The organism is Allobaculum fili (assembly GCF_020969955.1).
Classification (GTDB): Bacteria; Bacillota_I; Bacilli_A; order Erysipelotrichales; family Erysipelotrichaceae; genus Allobaculum; species Allobaculum fili.
The window spans coordinates 1-17,226 of sequence record NZ_JAHDSX010000047.1 but is presented as its reverse complement, the minus strand read 5'-3'; the positions used below and the strand labels follow the sequence as shown (position 1 = coordinate 17,226).

Sequence of the window (17,226 nt, the reverse complement as noted above, 5' to 3'; positions counted from 1 at the left end):
GTTAATCGTAGTTATGGTCATTGAGCCAGGGGAAAATTAAAAAGAGAGCCTCGGAAAAAGGCTCTCTGATGGGATGAAATTTCAAAAACGAGCGATTTGTATAGTTAAGCTCATTGGGAAAGTTCTAGTAAACTGTACCCCTAAATTCGTACAGATTTTTTAGATATCAGTCAAACACACAGTTTAGTCAATGGAATTATCCCCAGAAGCAGTTTAAAAAAATCTGGTTTTATATTTTGATCCAAGCTATAAACAATATTCAACTGCGAAAACTCTAAGCAAAAAGCCCAAATCAAGCAAACGGATTTGGGCTCTAATGCCAGGCAGAGCATGGATTGGATTAAATGACGAGTTCACTTAAGAATATCTATAACTTATTTTGTATATTTAATATCAAATCTGAAAGTCTTTTCTCCAACGTCATAGTTATCCGAAAAGGTATCGATAACAAATGTGAAATCTTTTCGTTCTACAGCCGGATAGCTGATAATGCCGGTTGCACTTACACCAGGCAAAATATCATAGGGGAGTTCTTCATAATCCGCATTATAATTCATTTCCTCTTCGTATTGTTTTCCGTCCTGGACGATTTTCGCGGATATTCCGTATACGCCCCAACTATCCTGAGTCGTGTTTTTTACCGTCAAATAGACTCTGGTTTCCTTTTTTGAAAATTCGACCTTATGGACAGTAATTTCTAATCCGTTCTGGTTTTGAGTCATGTTTGGATTTAACTCAACTTCTGTTGGAGATAAAGCGTCTTTATAGTCAAGAATCTGATAATCCGTAACCGCAACGGCAGGAGCGGTCAGCGTCGATCCAAAGTTATTTTGAGATTCTCCCTCATCAGCTACCTTTCCGGTAAATTCAAAATAACTGTCCGCCTTGATGGAAAATTCCCCGGCTGGCACGTACAGCCATAAGAGATCATTGGCAGCAGTCTCATCATCAATAATCGGATGCGCCTGAACAATATAATTTCCGTCCTCATCTTTTTCTGGACTGGTGAAGCACTGTGCTTTCATCTTAATGCAATGGTCAACGTAGTCTTCTGTCTTTGTGAAAAGACCGTTAAGTTCATCGCCTTCCATAGGTACCAGTACGTCATTCTCATAAGTACCTACTTCTCTTCCCCCGCTTTTCCAGACAGTTTCACCGTCTCCTTCGAAATGTCCGTCCTTAAATGTACCTGTATAGGTCCAGCTTTCTCCTTCATCATTTTTCGAAGTAAATTTCCCTTGTCCATCTGGGATTCCATCTTTCATATCGCCAGAATAAACGCCGGTCCGATCTCCATAGCTGAGATGGAGCGTCATTTCTTCTCCTGATGAGCAGCCTGCGATGATGAACGCCGGCAGTAGCAGTACTAATGCTTTTTTCATCCTGTTTTCTCCTTCTTATCCCCATTCTTCAAACCCGATAACCATTTTGGATTCAGGCTGCAATCAAGAAACAGCCCAGTCTTGACTATCCGCCCTTCGAAACAGCGGCTATAGATCTTCTAGTTTCATCCATTTTCAGAAGGGCTGTTTTGATCATTCCCTGCTCCCCTCAAGGTCATGTCAAAGATCTGCACTCAACTCATCGTTTTCTTTTGAGAAGAAAACCTGCCCGACCCGTTTTCACGTGGCAAACTGAAAAGGAGTCCTGTGTTGTCTTTCGAGAGTATTTGAGCTGCCTGAGAAAGTTACTGTCCGACGGGAAACGAATACCTGACCTCCCAAAAACAGGCCAAGTTCTGTCTGTTTGAAAATTTCAACGGGATTCTGCAGTTAAAACAATCATACTCAAAAAAATAATCACATAGGATAAAACAAAATGAATCTGGTTATTTTTGACAAATTTATTGATCATTATGTCTTGAAATGTGGAGTTATTCCTTTTGCTTTCTGCCTGACTGTATGTCCTATTGCCGGATTTCTATCGGATATAGCATAGCCGATCCAGTCTCAGCGATTTGCTTGTCCAGCCCATACTCTCCCCCCTTTTTTTGAGAGGATTGAAGTAAGCTTGAAGCGTTCGCTTTTTTACGGAAAGAGTGTAGACGGGAGAGCACAGGCGGTTGTACAGCAGAGCGTATTGCGTCGTCCGTATATTTTTGAATCTTGCTTCCTGCCGCATCGACACGTTTTCCTGCCAAAGAAAAAGGAGATCCGAAGATCTCCTGAAAATAAATTCGTCTGAATTCTGTTACTTCTTTTTCTTCCCGTTACCTTGGTTGAGAGTTTTCATGATCTGGCGAACCTGAGCTTCAGAAGGTTTTCTTCCCATCTGAAGGTACATGGCACGGATCATTTTCTCATTGATTGGCGGGTTTTCTTTCAGGTCCTTTTCAAACTTGCGCTTGGTCAGGAAGAAAGTAATGACTGCACCGATTAATGCACCAACCAGCGCATACAGGATAGAAGACCAGAGATTGTCCATTTGTATCGCTCCTCTTTTCTCTTGATATTTTACACAAATCCAGGGATATCCTCAATTTTCTTTCATGGCCTTTCATGAGAATCGTCATGGCCTTCTGCAGCCTGACTGCGGGTGAAAGAGACGGGGCTGAACTGGATTTTTGTTTGGGTTTGTAACAGATCTAATCAACAGGCGTTTCAGACTGGATTCGACTTCGATCTGTCCTGGATCAACCCATTCGGGAATAAAGTGTTCCTTTCTGAACGGATTGCTGGGGGGGATATTCCGATTTTTTGCCTGTGTACTGTGTACTGTGGACCTGTTTAGATCGACTGTATTCTGTTCGATTCAGTCCTATTCAGTTCTGTTCAGCCCTTGCTAAGCTGCCTGGCTTCTACTCCACACTGTCGAAGAGAGAAAGCTGCGGTTTCTCGTCTGCAGTATCTTCTTCATCTTTGCGAGTCCCGCTTTCGAGTTTTCGATTGGGACGGATAAGCGGTTTTGGCTCATCGAGCTTAGGCGAAGACGCCCAGCCGGAAGAGAGCGGCTTGCGGGTAAGCAGACGAACCGCAACGGGTTCGCTCTGCATGCCTTCAAAGCGCAGAAGATCGGATGCGGAAACGATCTGGAAAGCTTCCACGGATACGGGTTTGGATTTGATGATTCGGAATAAGGTATCGCCTTTGGACGGGCGGTTATAGGCATTGATCTGATCGAGCGCGATGCGCTTGAATTCGCCCTGACTGTTTTCGATGACGAGATCACTCTGATCCATCAGGCCCATGCCAAGCACGCTGTCTTCGTTTTGCAGGCGAAGGGCGCGTACGCCTTTGGATTTGCCTTTGGCGACGGGAATCTGACTGGTTTCCAGACGTACGCCATTGCCCAGGCGGGTGACGATCAGAATTTCATCGTCATCTTTGCCGGAGGCGAGCACTTCGACGAGTTCATCGTTAACGCCAAGTCCCATGGTGCTTACGAGTCTTCCCTTGGAGGGGAGTGTCGCACAATCGAAATGGGAGCGGCGGATCTGTCCGTTTTTGGAGATCATGATCAGATCGGTGTTCTGCGGTTTTCCATGGATCGCATAGACGGCGCAAATGCGCTCGTTGACTTCGGTCTTGTACATGGAGGAATAGTGAACGCCCAGATCTTTCCACTTTTTCTCTTCAAGCAGATAAACCGGGATCAGACCCATGCGGCCTTTGCTGGTGAAGAAAAGCAGAGAGTCGAGCGTCGAAATCTGATCGACGTATTCGAGATGATCCCCTTCCTTCAGCGCCGGATTGTTCTGGTCGCTGGAGGCGTACGAGCGCAGCGGGACGCGCTTGAAATAGCCCTGGCTGCTGATCATGGCGACAACCTGTTCATCGGCGATCATGTCGGTTTCGTTGATGACGATATCTTCGACTTCTTCGACGAGCTGCGAGCGGCGCGGCATGACAAACTCTTCTTCGAGTTCATGAAGTTCGGCTTTCATCAGCTCCTTGCGGGCATTCGGATCCTTAAGAATCTTTTCGAGGTCGCGGATTTCCTTTTTCAGGCGGCTGAACTCGCTTTTGAGATCCTTGACGTCGGTCGAGGACAGGCGATACAGCTGCATGGTAACGATGGCTTCGGCCTGCGCTTCGCTAAAGCCGAACTTGTTCATGATGTTCGCTCTCGAATCGGCTTTTCCTTTGGACGCGCGGATGGTCGCGATGACTTCATCGAGAATCGAGAGGGCCTTGATCAGACCTTCAACGATGTGCATCCGCTCGTTTTTCTTGCGCAGATCAAAACGGGTCCGCTTGATGACGACGTCTTCACGGTGTTCGAGAAACGCGTCCAGCATGTCCCCCAGCGAGAGCTGTTTTGGCGTCCGGTTGACGATCGCGATGACGTTGTAATGGTAGTTGATCTGCAGATCGGTGTTTTTATACAGGTAGTTGAGAATGGCCTGCGCATTGGCTTCCTTTTTCAGGTCGATGACAATGCGAAGTCCCTTCCGGTCGCTTTCGTCGCGGACATCGAGCATGCCGCTGACTTTGGCATTCAGACGGATTTCATCGATCCGCTTTACGAGATTGATCTTGACTACTTCATACGGAATTTCAGTAATGACGATCTGGTTGATCGTCTTGCTTTCGACGATTTCAGCTTTGGAGCGAATGACGACTTTGCCGCGTCCGGTATCGAGCGCCTGAAAAATGCCGTCCTTGCCCATGATGATGCCGCCGGTTGGAAAGTCCGGCCCTTTCACATACTGCATTAAGTCCTTCGTCGTCGAATCGGGATGGTCGATACGATAAATCGAGGCCTGAATGACTTCGTCAAAGTTGTGAGGCGGAATGGAAGTCGCATAGCCGGCCGCAATACCGGTAATACCATTGATGAGCAGATTCGGATATCTTGCCGGAAGAACGGTCGGCTCCATTTTTTCATCGGAAAAGTTTGGCGACCAGTCGACGGTTTCCCGGTCGATGTCCTGCATGAGATAGCCGGCGATTTTAGACAGTCTGGCTTCCGTGTAACGCATAGCGGCTGCGGGGTCGTCGTCAATCGAACCGTTGTTTCCCTGCATGTCGATCAGCGGAAGCGCCGACTTCCAATCCTGAGACATGCGCACGATGGCATCGTATACGGACGTGTCGCCGTGCGGGTGATAGTTACCGATGACGTTACCGACGGTTTTCGCGGATTTGCGATACGGCTTGTTGTAAGTGTTGCCGTCTTCTTCCATCGCCCAGAGAATACGGCGCTGTACGGGTTTCAGTCCGTCGCGGGCGTCTGGAAGGGCGCGTTCCTGAATGATGTACTTGGAATAGCGCGAAAAGCGGTCGGCCAGAATTTCTTCAAGCGCCGAGTCGACGACTTTTGGCTCAACGGGCTGTACGTCCGCTGCTTTTTTCTTTCTTGGCATCCGCTATTCTCCTTCCTTAAAGTCATCTTCCAAAGTGAAGACGACGTTGTCTTCGATCCACTGCCTTCTCAGATCCGCACGGTCGCCCATCAGTTCGCTTACGCGCTTTTCGGCCAGGCGGCCGTCTTCGAGCGTAACACGCAGCAAGGTTCGGGTTTCGGGGTTCATGGTCGTATCCCAGAGCTGGGATGCGTTCATTTCACCAAGACCCTTATACCGGCTGATGTGATAGCCGGTTTTGAATTTGGCTTTCATTTCTTCCAGCTCTTCGTTGGAATACAAATAGTACTCTTCATCCTTTTTCGCGATGCGATACAGAGGCGGAAGGGCGATATATAACATGCCGGCTTCGATGAGCGGGCGCATGAATCGATAGAAAAACGTCAGAAGCAGGTTCTGAATGTGCGCGCCGTCATCGTCGGCATCGGTCATGATAATGACTTTATGGTAGTTGGAATCTTCGGCATCGAAGCTGCTGCCTACACCTGCGTCAAGAGTATGAATGATGGTGTTGAGCTCTTCGTTTTTCTCTACCTGTTCCAGCGTGGCATGCTCGGTATTGAGCACTTTGCCTCGAAGCGGCAAAATGGCCTGATATTTCGAGTCCCGTCCCTGCTTGGCCGAACCGCCGGCGGAATCGCCTTCGACCAGATACAGTTCCTTGCGTCTTGCATCTTTGGACTGGGCATGCACGAGCTTTCCGGAAATAATCTGTTCCGAACGATTTTTTCCTTTTCCCTTGCGGGCTTTTTCACGCGCTTCGCGCGCCGCTCTTCGTGCCGCACCGGCCTTGATCATCTTGCGGATGAGCGTAGCGGCGGTATCGGTGTTTTCTTCGAGGAAGTAGCGCAGGTTTTCACTGACGATCGCGTCGACCGCACCTTTGGCCTGCGGAGTTCCCAGTTTTTCCTTGGTCTGCCCTTCAAACTGAAGCAGCGTTTCCGGAATAGCCGTATGCAGGACAAAGGTCAGTCCTTCTCGAATGTCCGAGCCTTCCATGGATTTGTCTTTTTCCTTTAACAGGCCGACTTTTCGCGCGTAGTCGTTGAACACGCGGGTCAGTGCCTGTCTTGCGCCGGTTTCATGGCTTCCGCCATCGCGGGTGCGAACGATGTTCGCAAACGAAAGCATGTTTTCCTGATACGTATCGACGTACTGGAATGCGGCCTGCACTTTGATGCCTCCGGATTCGCCTTCAAAGGAAACGACCGGCGAAATCGGATCGTGATCGACGTCGAGCTCTTCGACGAACGCCTTAAGTCCGTCTTCGTAGACGAATTCGTCTTCTTTCGGGTTTTCGCGCTTATCGATCAGACGGATTTTCAGTCCTTTTAACAGGAACGCGTCTTCCTGTACCCTCTCCTTAATGCGGGAGTAGGAAAAACGGTTTTCCTTAAAAATCGTCGGATCCGGAAGAAACGTTACTTTCGATCCGGTCTGCTTCGTCTTGCCGATGACTTTCAGTTCGCCAACATGACGGCCGCCGTTTGAGAAATCGAGTTCGTAAATGTTCTTTCCGTCCTTAACTTCGACTTTGACCCAGGAGCACAGCGCGTTGACTACACTCGCGCCGACGCCGTGAAGACCGCCGGAAGCCTTATAGGAAGAATCCGAAAACTTGCCGCCCGCATGGAGCACGGTAAAGATGACCTCCAGAGCGGACTTGCCGGATTTGTGCTTGCCTACCGGCATGCCGCGTCCAAAGTCTTCCACGCTGCAGGAGCCGTCCTTGTTCAGGGTCACAATGATTTCGTTTCCAAAGCCGTTGAGGGCTTCGTCAATGGAGTTGTCGAGAATTTCCCAGACCAGATGATGAAGGCCCCGACGATCCGTCGAACCGATATACATGCCTGGTCTTTTTCGAACGGCATCAAGACCTTCCAGAATGACAATTGAATTTTCATCGTATTGCGTCTGTGCCATAGTCTTCCTCCCTTTTTCTAGTTCTGCTTTATGAAAGCCGGTTGTATACCGGCCAAATGGTAGGTTTGGTTTTTTTGTCTCAATATTTTATTTTCGACTGGAACGCGCTGGGTATATCTTGAACGATTCCATCGAATGTTCCCGTATCCCATTCAAAAAAATGGATCCGGAATGAGGCGATGCCAAAGGCATGTATTGTAAACAATATTTTTCATTCTTTCCACCCAGAGTCTTTTAAAAAACTTCTTCGTATAGGCTTGCGACAAAGGATATTCCAAATGTTTACCGCACCTGATAACCGATTCGTCCGCTCAGCCGCGGCTTCCAGTCTTGCGTTCGGGCTTACTACGTGCGCATCCTCTGCGCTCCTTTTTCCCTTTGGACATAAATACTTTCTTACCATACTTCGCGCATTCTTTCCAATCTGAGATTGTCGGTCGATGCATACCCTGCTCGCGCATTCAGCCATGCAATAATAGAAGACAGAAGAAACTTCTTTCTTGAAAGTGAGGAATTTCAACATGAAAATTCTGCTCATCTGCGGATCCCTTCGCAGTACATCGTTCAACATGGAACTCGCTCAGGACGCCAAAAAGGCGCTGGAGGCTATGGACATCAAAGCCAGCATCCTTCCCTATGGCGATCTTCCCCTGTTCAATCAGGATCTCGAAGCCCCGGAACTCGAAAGCGTATCCCGCATTCGTCAGGAAATTCGCGAAGCCGACGGACTCTGGTTCTTTACTCCGGAATACAACGGCATGATTACAGGCGTCCTCAAAAACCTGCTCGACTGGATGAGCCGTCCGACCGCTCCCGATTATACGCGCGCTTCTTCCGTTCTTTATGGAAAGTCTGCGGCCATCAGCGGCGCCGGCGGCCGTATGGCGGCCAAAGGCTCGCGCGAACAGCTCGCCATTCTGCTCAAACGGCTTGGTGTCAAAGTCTGCCCGGAAGAATACGGTCTGGCCTTAACTCCAGAAGAGTTCAGCACCGATTCGTTTACCGATCCAGACGGCGTAGCCGATGCCATCGCTTCTCAGGCCAGAGAATTCATCGTCTGGCTCAAAGGCTGATCCGGTTTTCGAATCCTGAAAGGATCGCTTCGACCTCCAGTTCATATCCGTCCGGTTTCAAACGGCTTAGATCCTTTTCTACCGCGATTTCTTCTTACCGCGATTTCTTTCTGCGATACGGATTGGAATCGAAATCGGATTGCGTTTCGACCTTCTTTTGTCGGCAGGCATTCAAATCTGCTCTTATAAGAATTCCAGATTTTTGCCTGCAGCTTTCAATTTACGATTTTTCAAAGAGGCTTCGGCCTCTTTTTCTTTGCGATTTCGTACGTTTTCAAAAAGTCACGTCTTAAGCATCCTTATCTGACACACTCAAGGCTATGAAAGAATCCATATCCCATTTGAATTTATCTTTTCCCGATTCTTTATCGTCGGATTCGGATGAGGCCATGATGCTGAACGATCCGGCTGTGGAAGGCTATGGCGGATCTGACCTGGAGCCTTCCTTTCCTCCCGTTTTTCTGCATGGGAATTTTGATCTGGACCGTCCGGACGGCCCGAACGGTCCAGGCGGATCCGAACGCACTCTGCATCTGCGCATTCCGAATCTCTTTGGATCTTCATCTGAACGGAATTCGAATGCTTTCGCTTCTCTCGAAGCCTCCTCGGCCTCTGGATCAGACCTTTCTGGTGTTTCTGGCGTTTCGAATGCTTCCGGTGGTGCCGGCATTCGGGAAAGTCGCCTGTCTTTCGTTCTTCAGTATTCGTACCGGCCAAAGCCGGCTTCCCCTCCGTCCGGCTTGGACGGTAATTACCGTCTTGTTGATCCTTGGCCGGACGTTTCGACAAAGACGTCCCCTGCTTTGCTTGCCGACTATATCGAGTACGACTACCTCCATTCCTGCCTGCTTCTTCATTTTCAGGATCAGGTGGTGCGGGAAAAGGCGTCGACGATAAACGCCTGGCTGGATGCGCGCTGTCTGCAGGCGGGCAGTTCTCTGCAGGGACGAAAGGAAGCCGCCGCATTTTATCTTAGCGCTCGTAAGTTTCTGCCGATTCTGGTTTCTCTCTCGCCGCTCGAAGTATGGGTACCGCTGCTGCCGCAAAAGGATCCGAAACGGATCTACTGCAGCCTGGCGAACATTCTCAGTCTCGAGCCGTCGGGGGACGCACAAAAAAACCGCTGCCGGATCCGCTTTCGCGATGGCCTCCTGCTGGAGGGACTTGAGCGAAAGCGTACGGAGCGGATTTTGGTTCAGGCGTATAAATTTATTTTGATGCTTTATTCGTCGCAGTCTTCGCAGTATGCGTCGGACATGCTTCTTTCATGACGGAGCGTGTTTACGCCGCAGCCGTCGATGCAGACCATGGCATCGTCGGGAAGATGAGGCGATTCGACGAAGGTCAGCGCCGGGTAAGGCTGATCGACGAAATTGCTGAAGACTTCCAGGAACTTGTCGCGCAGTTCGATGTCAACCAGATAGACGGTGAATTTCAGAATGTGATCAAAACGCAGATCGAACTGGTGCAGGACATCGGTCACCGCATAGCAGGCGGAAACGCACTGGTCGTGGAACGTGGATCCTTTTCCGATCTGACCGGAAAGGTAGAAGAAATCGCCTAGCTGAACCATGCTGGAGACGCAGTCGTACTGGCTCATCGGTTCGCCGGTCTTTAAAAACAGATTCATTCGTAATCCTCCTCCATATCGTCGCTGCTGGAGATAAGAACCTCCCTGGGTCGGCTTCCCTGCGAAGGGCCGATCACGCCGTTGGCTTCAAGCTGGTCCATGACGCGTGCGCTGCGGGCGTAGCCGATGCGAAAGCGCCGCTGGATCAGGGACGTACTGGCTTTCTTGCTGACGATAACGAAATTTCTTATTTCATTATACAAGGGGTCTTCTTCAAACGATTCGCCATCCATCGGATTGTTTTTCGTTTCCTTGAGCAGAAGGAACGTTTCCTCATATTCCGGCTGCGCCTGCTGGCGGACGTAGTCGCAGATGGCTTCCACTTCCTGATCCTGGATGAAAACACCCTGAATTCGCTTAGGCGAAGTGGCGCCGTTATCGAGGAAAAGCATGTCGCCATAGCCAAGCAGTTTCTCGGCGCCGGACTGGTCGAGAATCGTCCGGGAGTCCGGTCGGGAGGAAACCATGAAGGCGATACGGCTTGGAATGTTGGCTTTGATGACGCCGGTAATGACGTTGACCGAGGGTCGCTGTGTGGCGACGATCAGATGAATGCCGGCGGCACGGGCGAGCTGGGTAATGCGCTGGATCGACTGTTCGACATCCTTGCTGGCGGCAAGCATCAGGTCAGCCAGCTCGTCGATGATGACGACGATGCGCGGCATTTTCTGCAGCTCTTCTTTCGGGTTGCGGCGAACGTATTCGTTGTAGCCGGCCAGGTTGCGAACGCGTACGGCTTCAAAGCGGGAATAGCGCTCATCCATCATGTCGACGATAATTTTGAGCGCGCCCGAAGCGAGCGCCGGATCGGTGATAACCGGCGAGAGCAGATGCGGAATGCCGTTAAAAGGCGTGAATTCGACTTTTTTCGGGTCAATCAGCAGAAGCTTCACTTCATCGGGATGGGTACGCATGAGCAGCGAACAGATGATCGAGTTGACGCAGACGGACTTACCGGAACCGGTCGCGCCCGCGATCAGAAGGTGCGGCATGCGATCGAGTCGTCCGTAAATGTTTTCGCCCATCAGATCCTTGCCGAGCGTAAAGAGCAGCGGATGCGAGGCTTCCGATTTGGGAATGCCGGCGATGAGCTCGCGCATGCTGACGGTGGTCTTTTCTTCGCTGGGCACTTCAATACCCACCGCGCTCTTGCCGGGGATCGGCGCTTCGACACGGATGTCCTTAGCAGCCAGCGCCATCTTGATGTCGTTTTGCAGATTCACGAACGTGTTGACGCGAACGCCCTGTCCGGGAATGACTTCAAATTCGGTAACGGAAGGACCGATATGAATTTCGCCAAGACTCGCTTCGACTCCAAATTCCTGCAGGATGCGAATGAGCGTTTCCCCGCGTTCGGCGGCGCTTTTCTGGTTGATAGTGCTTTTTCGATTTTGCTTCATTTCCTGAAGCAGGCTGATCGGCGGCAGCACATAGCCGTCCGCTTTCGGGGAAAGATCCAGCGGTTCGGCTTCGTAGCGAACCGGCTTGTTTTCTCGAGAAGACGGGGTGCGGCTGGAAGCTGCCGCTTTTTTTCTGGACGGTTTTACCTCGCCCAGCTGATCGGTCATGTCTTTGACCGTTCCGTTTACAGCGGAGCTGCTCAGATCGGGCGCCGTTTCCTGCACGGAGCGCGTTCTGCGCCGGCGCGGCAGTCTTTCGGCATTTGCCAAATCCGATGGGGCCTCGTTTCGGGGATCTTCATAAAGCGATTCATCCGAAAAGTCGGAGGAACGACTGTTCTGGCTCTGAGCCGCTGCTGCGCCACCCGCACCGGCTGTTACACCAGCCGCGGCACCTGCAGCTGCAGCGCCAAGTGCCGCTGCGGCCGCATTCTGACTCTGCGACTGCGCATTCAGACCCGTCTGGGCAAGCTGCATGGCCTGTGCGGCCATCTGTCCAGTCCGCTGTCCTGCCGCTGTGACGGGCTGCGCAGTTCCATCGAGCCGACTGGATGCGCGCATCTCCGCTTCTCTTTGGCGGCGACGCGCGGCGCGGCTGGGAAGCCGACCCTGACGAATGTCGGTTTCTCTTGTCTGTTCCTCGGCCATCTCCAGAACCGGGGCAGGATCGGCCGAAGTGGATGCTTCCACAAAATCCGGGTCGGCGACAAGATCCGAATACGCACGCTGTTCGACAAGACCATTCATGGAAAAGGCGCTGGGATGGGATCTGCCCTTCTCGATGTACTCTCCGTTTTCGTCATACAGACGCTGGAGTTCGTCCTTGTCGATTGGACGGCCCTGCATGGACGCGTCATTGCGATCGTCATAGCGAAGAAGAATCGGATTGCCTTCTTCGTCGTAGTCTTTATCCACATTCGAAAGGGTGACCCAGTCGAGAATGCGGTGATGCAGACTGGAGAAAAAATCGGCGATCCGGCCAAAGAAGCCCGCGATGCCTTTTCGCTGCGGTTTGTTTTTGGCCATTCCGGCTCTTGAACGAGCGGCACGGGAAGCCGTTCTGTGATGGAGCCAGCCACCAACACGATCGGAAATGGTTTCCTCATCCTGCTCATCGTACTCTTCATTGGAATAGCCGTCTGGGCCAATTTCCGTCAGGGAGCCGCCTGTCAGATCGGGCTGGCCCTGTCCCTGCAGGCGGGTCGATTCAACAAGATCGTCTGGGGAAGCATCGGCTTGCACGGTTTCCGGCTGCGGGGCCTGTCCATACGGCTGACGGGGCGGACGCTTTTTCGGTTCTTCTTTTTTAGGGACGTCCTCTTCATCGAGATCGCTTTTGGGCCAGCGCAGCAGACCTCCAAGCGAAGTGCGGCGGACGCCCTGGAATCCTTTTTCCGTATCGGTATCTTCTTTGGGCTTTCGATCGGTCAGCAGCAGACGCCACCAGTTCCAGCCGATCAGTAAAATGCCCAGAATCAGAAACGCGAAATCAAAGAACATCGCTCCGGTTCGCGAGAAAAACATGGAAAACACGGTAGCCAGCAGCGCACCGAGAAGGCCGCAGCTGCTCGTAAAGCTCATCGATCCAAACTGGCCGAGACTGGCCACCAGAATGGAAAACGGCTGGGTAACGTTCGTGTCGGTCACCTGCTGGAGACCGTTGGTCATCATCCAGAACGCCGCCAGAAAGCCAAAGCCGACCATCATGCGAACGGATACTTTTTTCTTGCCCAGCGTCAGGACCCAGTACAGGCCATAGCCCATGAAAAAAATGAGCAGGCCATAGGAGAAGCTGCCGACCAGCAGCTGAAGCACTTCCTGCAAAAAGCTGCCGACCAGGCCTAAGGAAAACAGAACCATCGTACAGATCACCCACGAGAAGATGATCAGTACGCAGATCCAGAACGTATTCAGAGAAAACACAGACGTTTTCCCGGTTTGTCGCTTGGAAGACGATGCGGAGGTTTTTTTTGAAGACGGGCTGCGTCTGGACGCACTCTTTTTTGAAGCCATAGTCCCTCCCTTTCTTAGTCCTCTTGGTATAAGGACGATTTTCCCTGCCCTTTTCGTCTCTTTTTGAAACTGAAAAAAGAGATTCCCTGTTTCTGTATATCCTCAGCCTGCATTGCGACTGAGGAAAAAAGGCGTGGAGTAAATGCAGTGTATTTATCTTATAACGAATCAAAGCGGAAAAAAAAGACGGATTGCGTACGGCACAAACTGCCTGCGCGCAATCCATTCTTTCCATTCGTTTTGATTCAGTAAATCCCTTGGGAAAACTCCTTCGGATTATCTGCCAAATCTTTGGATTTCAGCTTTTTCTAAAGGGCTCCTTTGGGGTTGAGTTCGAGAATAACCGGTAAAATCATCGGGCGCTTTGCGGTCTGCTTGAAGACGTAGCGGGCCACTTTTTCGCGGATGATTGAGCGGCATTCCATATTGTCGTATTTATGGGCATCGACCATTTCCTTAATGGTGTCTTCCATAATCCGGGTCACTTCCCGGGTCAGGTACTCGGCATCGCGTACATAGACGAGGCCGCGGGTCTGAATGTCCGGTCCGTTAATAATCTTCTTCGTGCGGAAATCGAGACCGATCGCCAGAACCATGACGCCGTCGGTCGAAAGAATTTCACGGTCTTTCAGAACGACGCCGGCCATGTCCCAGTTGGCGTTGCCGTCTACAAGCGTTTCGTGCAGTTCGATCGTATCGAGACCCGGCTGCAGTTCGCCGTTAATAAAGGTGGCGATTTCGCCGTTGTCGAGAATCACAATTCGCTCGGCGGGAATGTTCATTTCTTCCGCCAGCATCGCGTTCGCGCACAACATGCGGTATGCGCCCTTGATCGGAATGTAGTACTTCGGATCACACATAAAGATGACCATCTTCAGATCTTCCTTGGACGGATGCATGCCCAGAACGTTGCGGTCGATTTTCACGATCGTACCCTGACGCTTGTAAATGTCGTTTTCCATACTCTTGAAGTCTTTTTCAACACCTGGAACGAGCGGGGTAGCAACGACGATCACATCGTCATCGTGGAATTCGACATCGTCGACTTCGTTGTTGGCGATATTGCTCATCAGCTGGAACAGGGCTCTTCCCTGTCCGGAAATGATGACCACGACATCTTCGCACTGATCGATCTGGGAAACCGGAACAACGAGTTCAGACGGAACGGCATCGGTAATGCTTTCCAGACCGGCGATCAGTTTCTTGAGCTCATCGGAATAGAAGCACATCTTGCGCTTGCGTGCGATGCAGCAGCGGATAAGTTCCTGAATGCGGTAAACGGACTGCGTGTAAATTTCCACGAAAATCCGCTGTTTTTCATGCTGGTCGAGTACCTTTTCAAAATACGGGGTAACCCGATGATTTGGCGAGGTATGAAGGGCATGTTCCGCGCCTTTGGAATCCTGCAGGAGGATGAGGACGCCGTCGTTTTTAAAACGGGTCGCAAAGGAGTAGTCGCCCTGGTACGCCTGGGAAATGTCGTCGTAGTCGGCGATGAATTCGCCGGAGTAGACGATATAGCCATGGGCGGTACGGATGCCAAAACCGTACGTCTGCGGATAGGAGTGGGTAATCGGGAAGAAGACGACCTGTCTTCCGCCGATTGTCCGGGTATCCTGCCGCTTGACGGTCTTGATCTTGACGCCGGTAATTTTGTTTTTGCGCAGCAGTTCCTCCACTACGCGGCCGGTAAAGTCGCTGACGAAAATATCGGCTTTGATTTCTTTTAAAAGATAAGGCAGCGCGCCCATGACGTCGTCATGGCCATGGGTGATCAGAATGCCTTTGATCTGTTTTTCGTGTTCCTTGAGATAGGAGAAGTCGGGGACGATGCATTCTACGCCCAGACTGGCATTATCGTTCGGAAATTTCAGGCCGCATTCCACGATGTACATATCACCGTTGATTTCAATGACCATCAAGTTCTTTCCGTCTTCATCCAGCCCGCCCAGCGCAAACAGTCGAACGACTTCGTCTTTTTTTAATTCTGCTTCTGCCATATTGTGGCACCTCCGCAATTGCGCGATTCCTGCCGGTTGAGGCAGAAAATTTTTCGCATACTAAAAATTTCGTACAAATTGAACGTTTTCTATTATTTACAGTATAACATTCGCCGTCCTGGCCTACGCTTTACGACCGTTGAGCGAGAAGGTGTGGGCTTCGGTGATGACGACATCGACGATATCGCCTTCCTGAGCCTGATCCGCGGAGAAGTTTACAGGTATCCCGTGACGGCTGTAGCCGGAGAAGACGTTCGGATTCTTTTTCGACGGGCCGTCGACCAGAACGGAGACGGTCTTTCCGATGTATTTCTGGTGGTTTTCAAGCGCAAATTCATTCCAGAGCGCGTTCAGGCGCTGCAGCCGTTCCTTTTTGACGGAAAGCGGTGTTCCGTCTTCGAGCTTAGCGGCCGGCGTTCCAGGTCTTGGCGAATAAATAAAGGTATAGGCGTTGTCAAAGCGGCAGGCGCGTACGAGATCGAGCGTATGTTCAAACGCTTCTTCGCTCTCGCCAGGAAAGCCGACAATAATATCGGTCGAGATGGCCGCATCCGGAATTTTCTTCTTAATGTCCTGATACAGTTCCAGGTATTCCTTCGATGTGTAGCGACGGCCCATGCGGCGCAGAATTTCATCGTCGCCACTCTGCAAAGGCAAATGAATGAACGGCAGCAGGTTATCGTAGCGGGCGATGACATCGATCATTTCTCGCGAGAAATCCCATGGGTGGCTGGTCATGAAGCGGATGCGTTCGATGCCGGTTTTGGCGGCTTCTTCGAGAAGTCCCGCAAAATCCATTTCCCCATCCAGGTCTTTCCCGTAGGCATTGACGTTCTGACCGAGCAGGGTGATTTCCTTATAACCGAGCTTTTTCAGCGTTTCGATTTCCGCGAGGATATCCTTAGCCGAGCGGGAGCGCTGACGGCCGCGCGTATACGGTACGATGCAGTACGTACAGAACTTGTCGCAGCCGTACATGATGTTGATGAGGCCTTTGTAGCGGCCGCTTCGATGTTCGGGAAGGTCTTCGTAAATTTCGCCTTCGCGCGAGTAGACTTCTACGACTTTTTCGCCGTTTGTGGCGCGTTCGAGATATTCGGGAAGGTTTGCGAAGTTATGGGTTCCGAAAATCAGATGAACCCACGGGTATTTTTCGAGCAGCGTGCGGGTGAACTGCTCTTCCTGCACCATGCAGCCGCAGACACCGATGATCGTATCCGGCTTGGATTTGAAGTGCTTTTTGTGCGAGCCGACTTCGCCAAGAACGTTATTGGCCGCGTTTTCCCGAATGCCGCACGTATTCATTAAAATCAGATCCGCGCTCGCCGAATCGGCAGCTGGGGTGTATCCGCACGCTTCAAGAATGCCGGCGAGGTTTTCGCTGTCGCGCTCATTGGCCTGACAGCCGTAGGTGGAAATAAAATACGTTTTATTCTGGCCGATCTGCTTCTGGGCATCGCTCAGTTCCATGCCACGATAGGTCGGGGAGCTTTTTTCGATGCGTCTGGCCGCTTTTTTAGCATCTGGAAGATGCCAGGCGGGTTTAATTTTTATGCTCACAGTAGTCTCCTGTCTTTGTTTTCTGTTTGTGTTCTGTTTATCTTTGATGTTCTGCTTTATGGTTTACGCGTTCTGGACCAGACGGCCCTGCGCAGCGTTTTGAACGGGTATGTTTCGAGGCTGGATTGATCCTCGAACAGGCAATCGAAATCCCGCTTTTCTTTTGAAAAGCGAGCCGATATTTCGAGATTGTATTCCTTTAAGGGAGAAATGACAAAGTGCCCCGTATGGACTGGGATCTTTGCGATAAATGGCACTGTTGTTCTGGATCTGTGTTCGATCGGTGCTGGATACAGACTGGATTTCTGGGGGGGGGGGGGGG

Annotated in this window: 9 protein-coding genes and 1 pseudogene; 2 read left to right on the top strand and 8 right to left on the bottom strand. The window is 51.0% G+C overall.

The window, feature by feature from the left end; all coding sequences use genetic code 11:
• Nucleotides 1-374 precede the first annotated feature (374 nt).
• The 4 genes from Afil_RS09080 to parE all read right to left on the bottom strand — a co-directional run bounded on the left by Afil_RS09080 (nt 375) and on the right by parE (nt 7,228).
• Nucleotides 375-1,382 carry an MORN repeat-containing protein gene (locus tag Afil_RS09080; RefSeq protein ID WP_230268241.1) on the bottom strand — a complete coding sequence of 336 codons (1,008 nt, stop codon included), beginning with the start codon at nt 1,380-1,382 and terminating at the stop codon, nt 375-377.
• 808 nt (nt 1,383-2,190) lie between these two features.
• Nucleotides 2,191-2,424 carry a YneF family protein gene (locus Afil_RS09075; RefSeq protein ID WP_230268240.1) on the bottom strand — a complete coding sequence of 78 codons (234 nt, stop codon included), beginning with the start codon at nt 2,422-2,424 and terminating at the stop codon, nt 2,191-2,193.
• 373 nt (nt 2,425-2,797) lie between these two features.
• The gene (gene parC, locus Afil_RS09070; protein WP_230268239.1) at nt 2,798-5,305 is read right to left on the bottom strand and encodes a DNA topoisomerase IV subunit A; all 2,508 of its coding nucleotides are present in this window, start codon (nt 5,303-5,305) and stop codon (nt 2,798-2,800) included.
• A gap of 3 nt (nt 5,306-5,308) precedes the next feature.
• Nucleotides 5,309-7,228, bottom strand: coding sequence for a DNA topoisomerase IV subunit B (parE, locus tag Afil_RS09065; protein ID WP_230268238.1), 1,920 nt, complete (start codon nt 7,226-7,228; stop codon nt 5,309-5,311).
• Nucleotides 7,229-7,749: 521 nt separating this feature from the next.
• Between parE and Afil_RS09060 the strand changes: the two genes are divergently transcribed.
• Entirely contained in the window at nt 7,750-8,301 is a 552-nt protein-coding gene (locus tag Afil_RS09060) for an NADPH-dependent FMN reductase (protein WP_230268237.1), read from the top strand.
• 389 nt (nt 8,302-8,690) lie between these two features.
• Nucleotides 8,691-9,572, top strand: coding sequence for a competence protein ComK (locus Afil_RS09055; RefSeq protein ID WP_230268236.1), 882 nt, complete (start codon nt 8,691-8,693; stop codon nt 9,570-9,572).
• Here Afil_RS09055 and Afil_RS09050 read toward each other — a convergent pair.
• From Afil_RS09050 to miaB, 4 genes and pseudogenes are all read right to left on the bottom strand, one after another.
• Nucleotides 9,524-9,931: a RidA family protein gene (locus Afil_RS09050; RefSeq protein ID WP_230268235.1), complete on the bottom strand. Its 408-nt coding sequence runs from the start codon at nt 9,929-9,931 to the stop codon at nt 9,524-9,526. The genes Afil_RS09055 and Afil_RS09050 overlap by 49 nt on opposite strands.
• A pseudogene (locus tag Afil_RS11530) lies at nt 9,928-11,364 on the bottom strand (DNA translocase FtsK); the annotation flags it as partial. The gene Afil_RS09050 and the pseudogene Afil_RS11530, both read right to left, overlap by 4 nt.
• A 2,288-nt stretch (nt 11,365-13,652) precedes the next feature.
• Entirely contained in the window at nt 13,653-15,344 is a 1,692-nt protein-coding gene (locus Afil_RS09040; RefSeq protein WP_230268233.1) for a ribonuclease J, read from the bottom strand.
• 123 nt (nt 15,345-15,467) lie between these two features.
• Complete coding sequence (miaB, locus tag Afil_RS09035; RefSeq protein WP_230268242.1) at nt 15,468-16,898, bottom strand: tRNA (N6-isopentenyl adenosine(37)-C2)-methylthiotransferase MiaB; 1,431 nt, start codon at nt 16,896-16,898, stop codon at nt 15,468-15,470.
• Between the last annotated feature and the right edge of the window lie 328 nt (nt 16,899-17,226).

Coding starts and splice junctions, on each gene's coding strand:
- Afil_RS09080 (WP_230268241.1), bottom strand. CDS start 1,382: ATGAAAAAAGCATTAGTACTGCTACTGCCGGCGTTCATCATCGCAGGC.
- Afil_RS09075 (WP_230268240.1), bottom strand. CDS start 2,424: ATGGACAATCTCTGGTCTTCTATCCTGTATGCGCTGGTTGGTGCATTA.
- parC (WP_230268239.1), bottom strand. CDS start 5,305: ATGCCAAGAAAGAAAAAAGCAGCGGACGTACAGCCCGTTGAGCCAAAA.
- parE (WP_230268238.1), bottom strand. CDS start 7,228: ATGGCACAGACGCAATACGATGAAAATTCAATTGTCATTCTGGAAGGT.
- Afil_RS09060 (WP_230268237.1), top strand. CDS start 7,750: ATGAAAATTCTGCTCATCTGCGGATCCCTTCGCAGTACATCGTTCAAC.
- Afil_RS09055 (WP_230268236.1), top strand. CDS start 8,691: ATGATGCTGAACGATCCGGCTGTGGAAGGCTATGGCGGATCTGACCTG.
- Afil_RS09050 (WP_230268235.1), bottom strand. CDS start 9,931: ATGAATCTGTTTTTAAAGACCGGCGAACCGATGAGCCAGTACGACTGC.
- Afil_RS09040 (WP_230268233.1), bottom strand. CDS start 15,344: ATGGCAGAAGCAGAATTAAAAAAAGACGAAGTCGTTCGACTGTTTGCG.